The organism is Streptococcus sp. F0441, assembly GCF_000314775.2.
In the GTDB taxonomy this organism is placed as follows: domain Bacteria; phylum Bacillota; class Bacilli; order Lactobacillales; family Streptococcaceae; genus Streptococcus.
This window is the reverse complement of the sequence record NZ_KB373321.1, coordinates 799581-813827: the sequence shown is the minus strand read 5'-3', so window position 1 is coordinate 813827 and position 14247 is coordinate 799581. Positions and strand designations below refer to the sequence as shown.

14 protein-coding genes are annotated in these 14247 nt (G+C 42.4%); 4 read left to right on the top strand and 10 right to left on the bottom strand.

Annotated elements, in window-relative coordinates; translation table 11 throughout:
• Positions 1-79: 79 nt before the first annotated feature.
• The 9 genes from HMPREF9188_RS03835 to HMPREF9188_RS03795 all read right to left on the bottom strand — a co-directional run bounded on the left by HMPREF9188_RS03835 (position 80) and on the right by HMPREF9188_RS03795 (position 9020).
• Positions 80-628, bottom strand: coding sequence for a DJ-1 family glyoxalase III (locus HMPREF9188_RS03835; protein WP_001140926.1), 549 nt, complete (start codon positions 626-628; stop codon positions 80-82).
• Between the two features lie 10 nt (positions 629-638).
• Positions 639-1862 (bottom strand): FtsW/RodA/SpoVE family cell cycle protein, encoded by a 1224-nt coding sequence (locus tag HMPREF9188_RS03830; RefSeq protein WP_000830407.1) that lies wholly within the window; start codon positions 1860-1862, stop codon positions 639-641.
• Positions 1863-1867: 5 nt separating this feature from the next.
• Positions 1868-4357 (bottom strand): bifunctional DnaQ family exonuclease/ATP-dependent helicase, encoded by a 2490-nt coding sequence (locus HMPREF9188_RS03825; protein WP_009729960.1) that lies wholly within the window; start codon positions 4355-4357, stop codon positions 1868-1870.
• Positions 4358-4556: 199 nt separating this feature from the next.
• Positions 4557-5408 (bottom strand): NAD(P)H-hydrate dehydratase, encoded by an 852-nt coding sequence (locus HMPREF9188_RS03820; RefSeq protein ID WP_000862999.1) that lies wholly within the window; start codon positions 5406-5408, stop codon positions 4557-4559.
• Positions 5409-5464: 56 nt separating this feature from the next.
• The gene (locus HMPREF9188_RS03815) at positions 5465-6238 is read right to left on the bottom strand and encodes an HAD hydrolase family protein (protein ID WP_009729959.1); all 774 of its coding nucleotides are present in this window, start codon (positions 6236-6238) and stop codon (positions 5465-5467) included.
• Positions 6239-6242: 4 nt separating this feature from the next.
• A complete protein-coding gene (locus tag HMPREF9188_RS03810) occupies positions 6243-7100 on the bottom strand; it encodes a bifunctional methylenetetrahydrofolate dehydrogenase/methenyltetrahydrofolate cyclohydrolase (RefSeq protein ID WP_009729958.1) in 858 nt (285 codons plus the stop codon).
• Between the two features lie 148 nt (positions 7101-7248).
• Positions 7249-7569 carry a TfoX/Sxy family protein gene (locus HMPREF9188_RS03805; RefSeq protein ID WP_009729957.1) on the bottom strand — a complete coding sequence of 107 codons (321 nt, stop codon included), beginning with the start codon at positions 7567-7569 and terminating at the stop codon, positions 7249-7251.
• A gap of 33 nt (positions 7570-7602) precedes the next feature.
• Positions 7603-8337, bottom strand: a complete 735-nt coding sequence (locus tag HMPREF9188_RS03800) for an amino acid ABC transporter ATP-binding protein (RefSeq protein ID WP_009729956.1) — start codon at positions 8335-8337, stop codon at positions 7603-7605.
• Positions 8337-9020: an amino acid ABC transporter permease gene (locus HMPREF9188_RS03795; RefSeq protein WP_002875953.1), complete on the bottom strand. Its 684-nt coding sequence runs from the start codon at positions 9018-9020 to the stop codon at positions 8337-8339. Before HMPREF9188_RS03795 ends, HMPREF9188_RS03800 begins: the two co-directional genes overlap by 1 nt.
• A 191-nt stretch (positions 9021-9211) precedes the next feature.
• On the opposite strand from HMPREF9188_RS03795, the gene HMPREF9188_RS03790 reads away from it, so the two are divergent.
• The 4 genes from HMPREF9188_RS03790 (at position 9212) to HMPREF9188_RS03775 (ending at position 12883) form a co-directional block, all read left to right on the top strand.
• Positions 9212-9442, top strand: coding sequence for a DUF1797 family protein (locus tag HMPREF9188_RS03790; RefSeq protein ID WP_000443577.1), 231 nt, complete (start codon positions 9212-9214; stop codon positions 9440-9442).
• A 237-nt stretch (positions 9443-9679) separates the two neighbouring features.
• Positions 9680-11941, top strand: coding sequence for an ATP-dependent Clp protease ATP-binding subunit (locus HMPREF9188_RS03785; protein ID WP_009729955.1), 2262 nt, complete (start codon positions 9680-9682; stop codon positions 11939-11941).
• A 131-nt stretch (positions 11942-12072) separates the two neighbouring features.
• Positions 12073-12525, top strand: a complete 453-nt coding sequence (locus HMPREF9188_RS03780) for an NUDIX hydrolase (RefSeq protein WP_000431190.1) — start codon at positions 12073-12075, stop codon at positions 12523-12525.
• A gap of 58 nt (positions 12526-12583) precedes the next feature.
• On the top strand, positions 12584-12883 hold the full coding sequence (locus HMPREF9188_RS03775; protein WP_000767203.1) for a DUF1827 family protein: 300 nt from the start codon (positions 12584-12586) through the stop codon (positions 12881-12883).
• 72 nt (positions 12884-12955) lie between these two features.
• Here the strand turns inward: HMPREF9188_RS03775 and metK are convergent, their stop codons facing one another.
• Positions 12956-14146 (bottom strand): methionine adenosyltransferase, encoded by a 1191-nt coding sequence (metK, locus tag HMPREF9188_RS03770; protein ID WP_000003926.1) that lies wholly within the window; start codon positions 14144-14146, stop codon positions 12956-12958.
• Positions 14147-14247 lie beyond the last annotated feature (101 nt).

The following is a 14247-nucleotide window of genomic DNA, read 5'->3' as shown; positions in this document are numbered from 1 at the left end:
ATACCATTTTTTTACGAAAAAAGCGATGATTTCCTAGATTTTTCCAAGCAAAAACGAGAGCCGAACTCTCGTCTTACTGTTAATTTCCAAAAACATCTTGATAGAGCATGCCGACTCGTAAACTTTCTGCATCTCCTTCCAACTGCTCTACCAGCTCATAGGCAAAGGCAAGGGCAGTTGACGGTCCTCGGCTAGTTATTAGATTGCCATCCACAACTACTGTTTCCTTTCGGTAAATTCCGTCACTGATGTTTTCCTGAACACCGTCATAACAGGTAAAGTGCTTGTCTTTCAGGACACCTGCTTGATGGAGGGCGATTGGGGCTGCACAGATGGCAGCAATTTTCTTTCCAGCTTGGTCAAAGGCTTTAATCTGTGAAATGAGGGCTTGATTATCCCGTAGGTGAGCTGAGCCTGGCATACCACCTGGAAGAACTACCAAGTCATAGTCGGACAAATCGCCATCAAAGATACGGTCGGCTTTTACCTGAATGCCATGTGATCCTGTCACCTGCTCTTCAAATCCTACCATATCGCATGAAATGTTTGCTCGACGCAAGACATCAACTACTGTCAAGGCTTCAATTTCTTCAAAACCCTGGGCTAAGATAACTGCTACTTTTGCCATAGTGGCCTCCTTATTTGATTTGTTTTAGGACGACTTTCTTTCGTTTAAATGGAACTTTTCCACTTTTCTCCTCCGCTAGGTTGGTCTGGTAACTCATAGATAAGAGGAGACCGACACCGATGAGGTTACTAATAATTGCGGAGCCCCCTTGAGAAATGAAAGGCAGAGGAATCCCTGTCAAAGGAAGTAAGCCTGTCACGGCACCGATATTTTCAAAGATATGGAAGAGCAACATCATGATAAACCCAGTCGAAATGTAGGTGTAGAACTGGTTATTTGACCTGATCGTAATCTTCAACATCCGGTAAATAAGAAGCAAGTACAGGGCAACCACAAAGACTGAACCAATGAAGCCAAAGTCTTCAGCAATTACGGTGAAAATCATATCACTTTCACGTACTGGAATGAGGAGATTGGACACATTGAAACCCTGTCCAAACAAGCCACCACTTCCAATCGCAATTTGCCCCTGCGCCTGTTGGTAAGTCGTTGTTTGCGCAAAGTCAAAGGGATTGAGCCAAGCCAAAATACGGTTGATCTGGTAGGTTGGCATCCCGATCTGATGCAAGAAGGCACGTCCATCCTTGCTTATAAAGATGGCCATGAAGCCTGCAACAGCAGTCACTCCTGTCGCAAAAACAGGAATGATAATCTTCCACGAAACACCTGAAAGGAGAACCATACCTGCAAAAATAGCTACAAAGACCAAGGCAGTTCCTAAGTCACTTTGTAGGGCTAGAAGGAGCAAAACTGGGATTGTAAAGGCAATCATCCAACCAATCAATAGGAAATCCAAAGGAATAGTCCGTCGCCATTCCTTGTGTTTTTGAGTGAATTGTACGATGACTCGAGCTAGCATCAAGATATAGGAAATCTTCATGAACTCAGATGGCTGAAAGAGTGTCGTTCCACCAATCGATACCCAGTTCTTGGCACCTGTTGACGCTACAAGATTTGGATTGTAGAAAACAAGAGGGAGGACCATCAAGGCTAGGCCTAAACCATAGAGATAAGGAGTCACCTTCCATAAAAACTCAGTATTGAAGAACATGACCACAAAACCAATGACAAGGCCCAAGGAAATCCAAGCGATTTGCTGGCCTAGTATTGGTAACACATTATTTGGATAGTCATGACTAACTGCTATATAAATGGCCACTATTCCAATCACCAGTAAACAAAACACTGGTAGAAGGAGGCTATAATCGACTCGAGAGTCGAAGGAACGTTTCATATTTTTTACCTTTTCTCTTTCTTGGATTTTTCTTTCATTCTATTGCGACGAGATTGGAGAAAATCAGCTACAGCAGGCTCTAGCTGTTCTCTAGAAAGAACTTGAACAGCCCTTTCTTTTGACAAGGTCTGGGCGATTTGTTTACCATAACGCTTGCTGACAACACGACTGTCTAAGATTACAGCAACCGAACCTTGGTTGGGCCGTCTAACAGTACGACCAAGGGCTTGTTTTAGCCGAATGATCGCCATCGGTAACTGATAATCATAGAAAGGATTTTTCCCTTCTTGACGCAGTTCTTGGTTTAACTTTTTGGTTAACGGCTCTTGGGGATTTTGGAAAGGCAATCTCGGAATCACTTGAATCACGCAAGGATGGGTTGAAAAATCAACTCCTTCCCAGAAACTGCCTGTTCCAAGCAAGATCTGGCGTTCACCCTTTTCAAAACGTTTTTTCAGTTGACTTGGTTCCCCATTTTTATACTGAGCTAGATGCGGTTGGTCGAGCAGGTCCGAAACTGCCAGCAACATTTCTTTTGAGGTAAACAAAACCAATAAAGGTTCTTGGAAGGCTTGTAAACCTCGGATAACAGAAGCCACTTCACTAGCATAGTCAAAAGGTGAAACTTCCGTCACAAGAGGAAAGTCATCAATTAGAAAGACTTCTTGTTGCTCCTGTTTTGCTACATCAAGCCTAACAAGCGGAGCATCTGGAAAGCCCAATAAATCTGCTAGGGAAACTCGATTGCTGATTTCAAGAGTAGCTGATACTCCTAGGAGCCTACAATCTTCTGGCAATAAGTCTGCTAGTATAAAGCGACCTTTTTTGCTTGAACAAATCAAGACATCCTTGCTAGATTTCTCTGCTGTAGCAAGCCAAAATTCACGGTCCGAGGTGAAAAAGTTTGCAAGCTCTCTATACTCTGGGAGAGCTAGCTCCGAAAAATGCTGGCGCAACTGTTCAAGAGAATCCAACCACTTTCCATTCCTAAGGCCCGACTGATAGTGCTCCATCAAGTAACGACATTCAAAGCCAATACTCTCAAGCAAACGCTTCTGAACCAAATCTTCCTCTATCTCCAAGGACCTATCAAACTGGGTTACAAGTTCCTCAAGGTGATAAGCCTGCTGGGCTAGATTTTCGAGAGCTAGCAGCATTTTTTGAGCCTCATCCAAGATCACCAAACGGTTGTCGACAAACTCTGGATTGTCTTCCAAACGAGTGACCAGATAGGCATGATTGGTCAGAAGAACACGACTGGTCTTGGCCTTTTCCTGCCCTCGTTTCCAAAAATCCTCTGTAGCAAATAAACTTTTCTTTGAAAGCTTGCCATCGTGGACTAGTTCTGGCAGAAAATGCTGGTAGCGGTAAAGTTGCCCAATTTCATCCAAATCACCAGTCTCTGTCTCTGTTAGCCAGATGAGCAGTTGCATTTTAAAGCGTGTGAAAAGGCGATTGGACTCCGGTCGATGGAGAACTCGGTGAAAGGCATCCAGTTTTAAATAATTTTGAGGCCCCTTGAGACTATGAATTTCCAGATGGAAGACCTCTTTTAAGCGCTGACCTTCTTCTTGCATGATTTGATTTTGAAGAATTTTGGTCGGAACACTCACTAGAATCCCTGCTTGACTCTCCGAGTTCAAAGCTGGGAGGATATAGCCGTATGTCTTGCCGAGTCCCGTTTGAGCTTGGATAAAGGAAGTCTGGTGTTCTTCCAATAATTGCTCAACCTTCTCCGCAAATTCCAACTGTTGCGGACGCTCCTCCAGCCCCAATAAAGAAATATTTTTAGCAAAATCTTTGGATAACTTTCGTGGGACTAAGGCTTTGCTTTCCTTTCTGAGAAAAAGCCCATGAAGCTCCATCAAGTCTGGCGAAGATAAGAGCGATTGTTGCTGATAGACCTCCTCAATCACCAAATAACTTTCATAGAGAAGGTTGTCTGCAAGGTTTAACAAGCTTTCTAAGAGCCCTTTTGGTAACTCAAATAGTTTTTGACGCATGTAAAGCAAGAGTTCAGCTGTTGCCTGAGCATCTGACAGGGCAGTATGGGCATGTTCCAGCTCAATGCCCAACTCTTGACAAAGGATACCTAAGTTATACTTTTCAAACTGAGGATACAGAACTTGAGCAAGCTCAACTGTATCCACCCGCGGTGTGCGCAATTCATATCCTTCAAAAAAGAGGAATTCCGCAAGAAGGTTGGCATCAAACTGTACATTGTGCGCAACAAAAATACCGTCCTTAACCAATTCAAAAATTTTTCCGGCCACCTGAGAAAACTCTGGTGCCGCAGCCAAACGCCGATCGGTCAGACCCGTTAATTCTTTGATATGAGAATCCAAGGGTTCGTGGGGATTGACATCAGTCGCATACTGATTGATGATTTCACCATTCTCAATCACCACAATGCCTACTTGAATAATTTTTGCCTTGCTTCCGGTGCTGGTCGCCTCTAAATCAACGACCACATACCGATCATTTCTTGCATTCATCATTAAAAATTATATCAAAAAAAGCATGATTTGACACCCCTCAACTTTGATAACAACCTCGCTTTTCTTTTGAGTTTGAGTAAAAATCAAGACCTTAAAAGTGAGAATTCCTCGTAAGTTCAGCAGTTGATTGCTGGTTCTGAGGTATTTGAAAACCTTATCAACAAACCTACATCAACATAAAAAGACAACCAAGGTATTAACTACCTTTTTGAGATATTTTTTTCATTGTTTTCGGAAGAGCTTTACTAATTTCGGTAGGCAAGACAAGGTAATTTTCTTGAGCTAGTTCTTGCGCGATAGCTGAATGAAGGTGAGCCGCTACCACCACTCTCTCATAGAGACTGACTTGGTCAAACTGACCTGCAAAACCTGCAATCATCCCAGCCAGAGTATCTCCCATCCCACCAGTTGCTTGATAGGGTCCTCCAACCTGTAACTGATAATATTCAGACTGACCAGCTTGCCAGATACGAGTCGCTGGACCTTTCTCGACAAGAATCGTTCCTTGAGGAAAAGCAGAAAGAGCTCTGGCAGTCGCCTCTGTATTTTGATGGTCAAGAACTATACCAGACAGTCTTTCCCATTCCTTTTGGTGGGGAGTTAGGATGAGCTGACTGGAAGGAAGTGGTAACTGGCCTTTTGCTAAGATGCCCAAAGCACCACCATCTACAATCAAAATCTGGTCACTTCTGAGGTTGTTAAAAACCCATTTTACGAGTTCTTCTCCGAATGCATCCTCTCGCAAACCCGGACCTAACAAGACAACCTCTGCCTTTTCTAACTGTTCTTTTAACAATTGCTGGTCTTGAAGAGAAAATGCCATGGCCTCAGGTAAATGACTGTGCAGAGCCGGAATGTTCTCCTTATCCGTGCCAACAGTCACCAACCCTGCCCCACTTTTGACAGCTGCAATGGCTGACATGATGATAGCTCCTCCATAAGGATAGGTCCCTCCCAGCAAGAGCAGACGACCGTAATCTCCCTTATGACTGTGACGAGAACGTTCAATAATGACTTTTTCTAATAAAGCTTGATCAATCACTTTCATCGTTTTTTCCCTCTCACTTCATTATACTACAAAAGGAGGGGCAAACCTCCTTCAATCTATTTTCCCTTAAATTCCGCAAAAGTCTGTAAGATTTTAGCTGCCACTGCTGGAGAAGGTTCTCCTTTTAGCTCTAACGTTTCATCTGTATATGGACTAAGGCCAGCAAAATCGCCTATCTGAACTGAATAGAGAGACGTTTTAAACAGTTCAATATCGTTTTGGTCATTTCCAAAAGCAATGAAGTTCTCCCCACATAACTTTTCAACAGTTGTCGCCTTATGAGTATCCAAGGGATTAACATAAAGGCACTTTTCATGGGCATGATAGGACAGATGAGCCTGCCCTAGTCTTTCTAACTGACCAAGCAGGTCATCAATCAAATCCTCATGGTCTCCCATATAAACGACTACCTTAATCGGAGTCCCTAAGTCCTCGAGTTTCTGATAACGAGCCACCTTTAGGGGATCCACACTGGAAATAAATGGAATCTTCTCCACAATCTGACCACTATAGTCAAAGCAATCATCTACAAAGAAAGGGAGATTATAGGTCTGGCAATAATCCACTAGCGCCTGATAAACTCTAGCATCGAGATTCCTTTCGAAAACAGCCTTCCCCAAATGATAGGCTACACCACCATTCAAACCTATGACCAAGCGCTGACTGAGTTCAGAACCTAATAAACCCAAACAATCCCGATAAGAGCGAGCTGAGGCAAATACAAGCTCATGCCCATAATCTTCAGCCTTTAAAAGAACCTGCTTAATCTCCTCATCTATGGTCATGTAGTCAAAAGATAGCGTTCCATCCAGGTCAAATACGAATTTCATCTTCCTAGTCCTTGTTTAGTGTTCGAAGCGCTGCCTGATAGGTTTGCTCCATCAGCATGGTAATGGTCATAGGACCAACTCCACCCGGTACAGGTGTGATGTGACTAGCAAGTGGTGCAACGGCATCATAATCAACATCTCCACAAAGCTTGCCGTTTTCATCTCGGTTCATCCCAACGTCAATGACAACCGCTCCTGGTTTGACAAAGTCAGCAGTCACAAACTTAGCGCGACCGATTGCAACCACCAGAATATCTGCCTTAGCAGCCACCTTGGCAAGATGATGGGTACGTGAGTGGGTCAAGGTCACTGTTGCATTCTTAGCCAAAAGAAGCTGAGCCATTGGCTTTCCGACAATATTGGAACGACCGATAACAACCGCATTTTTACCTTCTAGATCAATCCCATACTCATGAAACATTTCCATAATTCCTGCAGGTGTCGAAGGAATCATAACTGGATGCCCAGACCATAAGCGTCCCATGTTTAGCGGATGGAAACCATCCACGTCTTTTTCGGGGTCAATGGCTAATAAAACTGCCTCTTCATCAATATGTTTTGGTAAAGGTAACTGGACCAAAATCCCATGCCAAGCTGGATCTTGATTGTATTTGGTAATCAAGTCTAACAATTCCGCTTGGGTAATGGTCTCTGGAACTCGCACTACTTCACTACGGAAGCCAGCAGCGAGAGCTGAGCGTTCCTTGTTGCGAACGTAGACTTGGCTGGCTGGATTATCTCCAACCAAAATCACCACCAAGCCTGGAACTAAACCTGTTTCTTCTTTTAGTTTGGCCGTCTTTTCAGTCAACTGCCCTTGTAACTTAGCCGCAAGAGCCTTCCCATCAATAATCTGTGCCATATCTCTTCCCTTTTCTATCAGATATCTTCTATTATAACAAAAAATACCTTGTCATTCTAACATTTCTTGACTAATGGACCTTATAGTCAAAAACTATAAGAAAAAGCCCTTATCGAGCTTTTATGCCTATTTATACTGGGTAAATCTGTCATGCTTTCTTTTTAACTTTTGGAGCCGGTAAGACTTCATACATATCCTTAATTAATCTCGTTAGAAATGACTTATCTTCAATGTCTTCTATCAAAATCATCTCCTTAGCTCCTTCATAAGGACGTTCAAGCCTAGTCTGTCTCAGTTGATCCATGACCACCTTCACAGGCTTCAGTAACAAACGATTATCATAGATTCCCCCAATAATCTTCCCACGATAATAAAGGATGTACTCTCCCATCATTGGACGATAACTCATCTCCTCTAGCTCTGATAGCTGTTCGAGAATAAAATCTAAATATTCTTTACTGGAAGCCATGATGCCTACTCCATTTCTTCTAAAAATGAGGTATTACAAAACCTTACTCAAAAATTCCTTGGTCCGTTGTTCTTTTGTTTGATTGAAAACCTCTTCTGGAGTTCCATCTTCGACAACAACTCCATCAGCCATAAAGATAACACGGTCTGCCACCTCACGCGCAAAGCCCATTTCATGCGTTACAATCACCATAGTCATCCCCGACTTGGCAAGGTCTTGCATCACAGCTAGAACTTCCCCAACCATCTCAGGGTCTAGGGCTGAAGTCGGCTCATCAAAGAGCAAAACGTCTGGCTCCATAGCAAGTCCACGTGCAATGGCAATCCGTTGTTGCTGACCACCAGACAAACTCTGAGGATAGGCCGTTGCCTTATCTGGCAAACCAACTTTTTCTAACAGTTCCTGTGCTCTTTTCTCCGCAACTTCGTTGCTTTCACCTTTGGTTTTAATTGGTGACAAAGTGATATTTTCCATCACTGTCATATTGGGAAAGAGGTTGAATTGTTGGAATACCATGCCCATCTTTTCACGCATAGCAAAAAGGTCATTTTTCTTATCAGTGATATCAACTCCTTCAAAGATAACCTTACCTTTACTTGCTTCTTCAAGGAGATTCATCGAACGAAGGAGAGTTGATTTCCCGCTCCCTGACGGACCGATAATGACCACAACTTCTCCTCGTTTAATCTCAAGATTGATGCCTTTTAAAACTTCATTTTTCCCAAAAGACTTATGTAATTCTTCAATTTTAATCAAGGTTTCTGTCATTATTTTTTGTCTCCTTGTCCAATATGTTTTTCAAATGCTTTCAACGCTACTGTCAAAACAGAGGTCATAATCAAATAGTAAAAGGCTGCAAATAAAAGGGGAGTCAACGGTAAATAAGTTGTTGTTGCTACTGTCGTTGCACCATTCCACAACTCCATCACTCCAATTGCCGACAAGAGGGAACTATCCTTGATAATGGTAATGAACTCATTTCCCAGCGCTGGAAGAATATTCTTGATAGCTTGTGGCAAAATGACATAACGCATGGCATTTTTCGGACGAATACCAAGAGAGTAAGCGGCCTCTAACTGCCCTTTAGGAACCGCATTGATCCCCGCACGAACAGTTTCTGAAACGTAAGCTCCACTATTCATAGAAATAATCAGAATACCAGGAATCAGACGAGAAAGATCAACTCCTAAAATTCCCACTTGAATAGTCGGAGCATTGATATGCATAAGAGCAAAGGCAATCATAATCTGAACCATCATCGGAGTTCCACGGAAGATCCAAACATACACATTTGCAAACCAAACGAGCGGTTTAAAGCGTGATCGCTGAGCAAAGGCCAATAATACACCTATAATAGTTCCTAAGCAGACAACAAAGATGGAAATTAACACGGTAATCAGAGCACCATAATTAAAATAAGGTAAATACTTTGGTAAAAAAGAAAAATTCATATTCAATCAACTTTCTATGTATTAGATTGTATGATTATAACATGAATTGAATTAAAATTCAATCCTTTTTCTCTAATTTTAACAATTAACTTGATAGAATGGAGAAATAGAGAGAAATCACAGTTTTTTTCTAGTCAACTACCTCTTGTTTATGGTAAAATAGAAACGATAAGAAATGGAGGAGAATCAAAATGGAATCACATTTGGTTAGAATCATTAACCGCCTAGAAGCAATGACAAAAGATGGTGGAAATCTAAAACGTAATTTTGAACGTGAAGGTGTTGTTGTCGCAGAAGTTGCATACAGCCACGACGAAGAAAACGGATCACTCTTCACCCTTCGCGATGTAGAGGCTCGTGAAACTTATACTTTTGATAGCATTGATTTGATTGCAATGGAGATCTACGAACTCCTTTACTAATATAAAAACAACGGGCAGTAAGGCCCGATGAATGAGAATCCTTTTTGTCACCACAAATGGGATTTTTTCTTACCTTCAATGTCGCTGGATTCTCCATAAATCCTTCTTTTAAAAACGACCACTTCCCAATCTTTTTACTTGCTTTACACCTTAATCATGCTATAATGAGAGTATAAAAATTTGACTATTCTTGACCTTTTTCTTAGGCCAAGAATACGAATGAAATGAGGTAGATGTATGCTCTGTCAAAACTGTAAAATTAACGACTCAACAATTCATCTGTATACCAATATCAATGGACAGCAAAAACAAATTGATCTCTGTCAAAATTGCTATAAAATTATCAAAACAGATCCAAATAATACCCTCTTTAAAGGAATGACTGATTTAAACAATCATGACTTTGATCCTTTCGGAGACTTTTTCAATGATTTGAACAATTTCAGGGCTTCTTCAAATAACGTCCCTCCAACTCAATCCGGTGGGGGATACGGAGGCAATGGGGGATACGGACCTCAAAACCGCGGACCTGTTCAAACACCTCCTCCTAGCCAAGAAAGAGGGCTCCTAGAGGAATATGGTATCAACGTGACTGAAATAGCTCGTCAAGGAGATATTGACCCTGTTATCGGCCGAGACGAGGAGATTATCCGCGTTATCGAAATTCTCAACCGTCGAACCAAAAACAATCCTGTCCTTATCGGAGAACCAGGTGTTGGTAAAACAGCTGTTGTCGAAGGTTTAGCTCAGAAGATCGTCGATGGCGATGTTCCCCATAAACTCCAAGGCAAGCAGGTCATCCGTCTGGATGTGGTCAGTCTAGTTCAAGGAACAGGGATTCGAGGCCAATTTGAAGAACGCATGCAAAAGCTCATGGAAGAAATTCGCAAACGCGAGGACATCATCCTCTTTATCGACGAAATCCATGAAATTGTTGGTGCAGGGTCAGCAGGTGATGGCAATATGGATGCAGGCAATATCCTGAAACCAGCCCTTGCCCGTGGTGAATTGCAATTGGTCGGAGCCACTACTCTCAATGAATACCGCATCATTGAAAAAGATGCTGCCCTAGAGCGCCGTATGCAACCTGTCAAGGTAGATGAACCAACTGTCGAAGAAACCATTATCATCCTTAAAGGGGTTCAAAAGAAATACGAAGACTACCATCACGTCAAGTATACCGATGCTGCTATCGAAGCTGCTGCAAATCTTTCCAACCGCTATATCCAAGACCGCTTCTTGCCAGACAAGGCTATTGACCTGTTGGACGAAGCTGGTTCTAAGATGAATCTGACACTGAACTTTGTTGACCCTAAAGTGATTGATCAGCGCTTGATTGAGGCTGAAAATCTCAAGGCTCAAGCTACACGAGAGGAAGATTTTGAAAAGGCTGCTTATTTCCGCGATCAGATTGCCAAGTACAAGGAAATGCAAAAGAACAAGGTGACCGATCAGGATACTCCAATCATCAGCGAGAAAACCATCGAACATATCATTGAGCAGAAAACCAATATTCCTGTTGGGGAACTCAAAGAAAAAGAACAGTCTCAGCTTATCCATCTAGCAGACGACCTCAAAGCTCATGTCATTGGGCAAGATGAAGCTGTCGATAAGATTGCCAAAGCCATCCGTCGTAATCGTGTTGGACTTGGAACTCCTAACCGCCCAATCGGAAGCTTCCTCTTTGTCGGACCAACTGGTGTCGGTAAGACAGAACTCTCTAAACAACTAGCCATTGAACTCTTTGGTTCTGCTGACAGCATGATTCGCTTTGATATGAGTGAATACATGGAAAAACACAGTGTGGCTAAATTGGTCGGAGCCCCTCCAGGTTATGTTGGCTACGATGAAGCGGGTCAGTTAACGGAAAAAGTTCGTCGTAATCCTTACTCACTCATCCTTCTCGATGAAGTCGAAAAAGCCCATCCAGATGTGATGCACATGTTCCTTCAAGTCTTAGACGATGGCCGTTTGACAGACGGACAAGGACGAACAGTTAGCTTTAAGGATGCTATCATTATCATGACCTCAAATGCCGGTACCGGTAAGGCCGAAGCCAGTGTTGGTTTTGGAGCTGCTCGTGAAGGTCGAACCAACTCTGTTCTCGGTGAACTCGGCAACTTCTTTAGTCCTGAGTTTATGAACCGTTTTGACGGCATCATCGAATTTAAACCTCTCAGCAAGGACAACCTTCTCCAAATCGTCGAACTCATGCTAGCGGATGTCAACAAACGCCTCTCTAGCAACAACATCCACCTCGATGTGACAGACAAGGTCAAGGAAAAGTTGGTTGACCTAGGTTATGATCCCAAAATGGGAGCACGCCCACTCCGTCGTACCATTCAAGACCATATCGAGGATGCTATTACAGACTACTACCTTGAAAATCCAAGCGAAAAAGACCTCAAGGCAGTCATGACAAGCAATGGTAAGATTCAAATCAAATCTGCCAAAAAAACTGAAAAAACAGAAGAGGTTACTTCTGAAAAAGAAGAATAAAACGACCTAACAGGTGCAGGAAGTCTATCATTTTCTGCACCTTTTTTTACTAAAATAACTGTAAATTCTTGACAGCTAGCCCCTCGTCCATTATGATAATAATAAAGACACTAGAGAATGAGGAAAAAGCAATGGAAAACCCCACTTTTGGTGAAAAAAAAGAGAATGTAACCTACCAGCCCCGCTATGGTGTGTACGCAGTTATTCCGGATGCAGAAAAAAAACAAATTGTCCTAGTTCAAGCTCCCAATGGTGCTTGGTTCTTGCCAGGTGGAGAAATTGAAGCAGGCGAAGATCATCAAGAAGCACTGAAGAGAGAACTAATCGAAGAACTAGGCTTTACAGCTGAGATTGGAACCTATTATGGGCAAGCTGATGAGTATTTCTACTCTCGCCACCGTGATACCTACTACTACAACCCAGCTTATCTCTATGAAGCTACTTCTTTCCAAGAAGTACAAAAACCATTGGAAGATTTTAATCATATTGCTTGGTTTCCTATTGATGAAGCAATTGAAAAACTCAAACGTGGTAGCCATAAATGGGGAATTGAAGCTTGGAAAATCCAACATGGAATTGACTAAATTGCACGATTTTATCCAAAAAGTGCTATAATAGAGTTAGAAAATCGGAGGAACTGTTATGAAGCTTATCAACACGACTAATTCACACTCGCAACTTGTTAAAAGCCAATTAGAAAGTACTGACGCAACTCTTGTTGAGGTCTATTCGGCCGGAAATACAGATGTGGTTTTCACACAAGCCCCGCTTCACTATGAAATCCTCATTTCGAACAAACACCGTGCTATTCGTGAACCCGAAATTGAAACCATCCAAGACTTCTTCTTGAAACGTAAAATCGACAAAGAAAGTATCGATGAAGCAAATATCAAAACCCTCTATTCGGATAAATTGATTGAGATCTCAATCCCTATAAAATAAGAAGACCAGCTTTTAAGCTGGTTTTCACTTGCAAAAAAGATTGGTAGTTGTGTACTACCAATCTTTTTTATTTTATTTCACAGCTTCTTTCAAAGCCTCTACCTTGTCCAAACGTTCCCATGGAAGGTCAATATCTGTACGTCCCATGTGTCCATAAGCCGCTGTTTGACGGTAAATTGGACGTTTAAGATCCAGCATTTGGATAATTCCTGCAGGGCGAAGATCAAAGGTTTGACGCGCTGCTTTTTCAAGTTTGCTTTCAGCTACTGTTCCTGTACCGAAAGTATCGATACGAACAGAAACAGGCTGTGCCACACCGATGGCATAGGCCAATTGCACTTCTACTTTCTTAGCAAGACCTGCTGCCACGATATTCTTGGCAATGTAGCGAGCTGCATATGACGCAGAACGATCCACCTTAGTCGCATCCTTACCAGAGAAGGCACCGCCACCATGACGAGAATAGCCACCATAGGTATCCACGATGATCTTACGACCAGTCAAACCTGAGTCTCCTTGAGGTCCACCGATTACAAAGCGGCCAGTCGGATTGATGAAGAATTTTGTTTGCTCATCCAAGTAAGAAGCTGGAATAACTTCTTTGATAACCTTGTTAATCACATCTTGATGGATTTGTTCATTAGTAGCTTCTGGATCGTGCTGAGTTGAAATAACGACTGTGTCCACACGTACTGGACGATCATTTTCATCGTACTCAACTGTAACTTGTGATTTGGCATCTGGACGAAGATAACTGATTTCACCAGACTTACGAAGTTCTGCCAAACGACGAACCAACTTGTGGCTGAGTGAGATTGGCAATGGCATGAGTTCTTCTGTCTCATCCACTGCAAATCCAAACATGAGACCTTGGTCACCAGCACCAATCAAGTCAAGCGGATCTTGATCTGCACTTCCACGGACTTCCAAGGCTTCGTTAACACCTTGGGCGATATCCGGCGACTGCTCAACAAGCGATGGATGAACTCCAACTGTTTCCGCAGAAAAACCATATTCTGCATTCGTATAACCAATCTCTGCAATGGTATCACGAACCACACGGTTGATATCCACATAAGCATTTGTAGAAATTTCACCAAAAACATGGACAGAACCAGTGTATACAGCTGTCTCAGCAGCAACGTGCGCCTCTGGATCCTTTGCTAAAATAGCATCCAAAATCGCATCTGAAATTTGGTCTGCAATCTTATCCGGATGCCCCTCAGATACAGATTCAGACGTGAATAATTTACGTTCTGACATAAAAATGTCCCCCCTTAAAAAATATTGTTATAGAGTTACAAAGTACTGATAGAAATTTTCTATTGTCTAAGAGTTACGACGCGAAAGAAATAAAAACGATA

Excerpts from the sequence above, each read along its gene's own strand:
- HMPREF9188_RS03835 (WP_001140926.1), bottom strand. The coding sequence starts at position 628 with ATGGCAAAAGTAGCAGTTATCTTAGCCCAGGGTTTTGAAGAAATTGAA.
- HMPREF9188_RS03830 (WP_000830407.1), bottom strand. The coding sequence starts at position 1,862 with ATGAAACGTTCCTTCGACTCTCGAGTCGATTATAGCCTCCTTCTACCA.
- HMPREF9188_RS03825 (WP_009729960.1), bottom strand. The coding sequence starts at position 4,357 with ATGAATGCAAGAAATGATCGGTATGTGGTCGTTGATTTAGAGGCGACC.
- HMPREF9188_RS03820 (WP_000862999.1), bottom strand. The coding sequence starts at position 5,408 with ATGAAAGTGATTGATCAAGCTTTATTAGAAAAAGTCATTATTGAACGT.
- HMPREF9188_RS03815 (WP_009729959.1), bottom strand. The coding sequence starts at position 6,238 with ATGAAATTCGTATTTGACCTGGATGGAACGCTATCTTTTGACTACATG.
- HMPREF9188_RS03810 (WP_009729958.1), bottom strand. The coding sequence starts at position 7,100 with ATGGCACAGATTATTGATGGGAAGGCTCTTGCGGCTAAGTTACAAGGG.
- HMPREF9188_RS03805 (WP_009729957.1), bottom strand. The coding sequence starts at position 7,569 with ATGGCTTCCAGTAAAGAATATTTAGATTTTATTCTCGAACAGCTATCA.
- HMPREF9188_RS03800 (WP_009729956.1), bottom strand. The coding sequence starts at position 8,337 with ATGACAGAAACCTTGATTAAAATTGAAGAATTACATAAGTCTTTTGGG.
- HMPREF9188_RS03795 (WP_002875953.1), bottom strand. The coding sequence starts at position 9,020 with ATGAATTTTTCTTTTTTACCAAAGTATTTACCTTATTTTAATTATGGT.
- HMPREF9188_RS03790 (WP_000443577.1), top strand. The coding sequence starts at position 9,212 with ATGGAATCACATTTGGTTAGAATCATTAACCGCCTAGAAGCAATGACA.
- HMPREF9188_RS03785 (WP_009729955.1), top strand. The coding sequence starts at position 9,680 with ATGCTCTGTCAAAACTGTAAAATTAACGACTCAACAATTCATCTGTAT.
- HMPREF9188_RS03780 (WP_000431190.1), top strand. The coding sequence starts at position 12,073 with ATGGAAAACCCCACTTTTGGTGAAAAAAAAGAGAATGTAACCTACCAG.
- HMPREF9188_RS03775 (WP_000767203.1), top strand. The coding sequence starts at position 12,584 with ATGAAGCTTATCAACACGACTAATTCACACTCGCAACTTGTTAAAAGC.
- metK (WP_000003926.1), bottom strand. The coding sequence starts at position 14,146 with ATGTCAGAACGTAAATTATTCACGTCTGAATCTGTATCTGAGGGGCAT.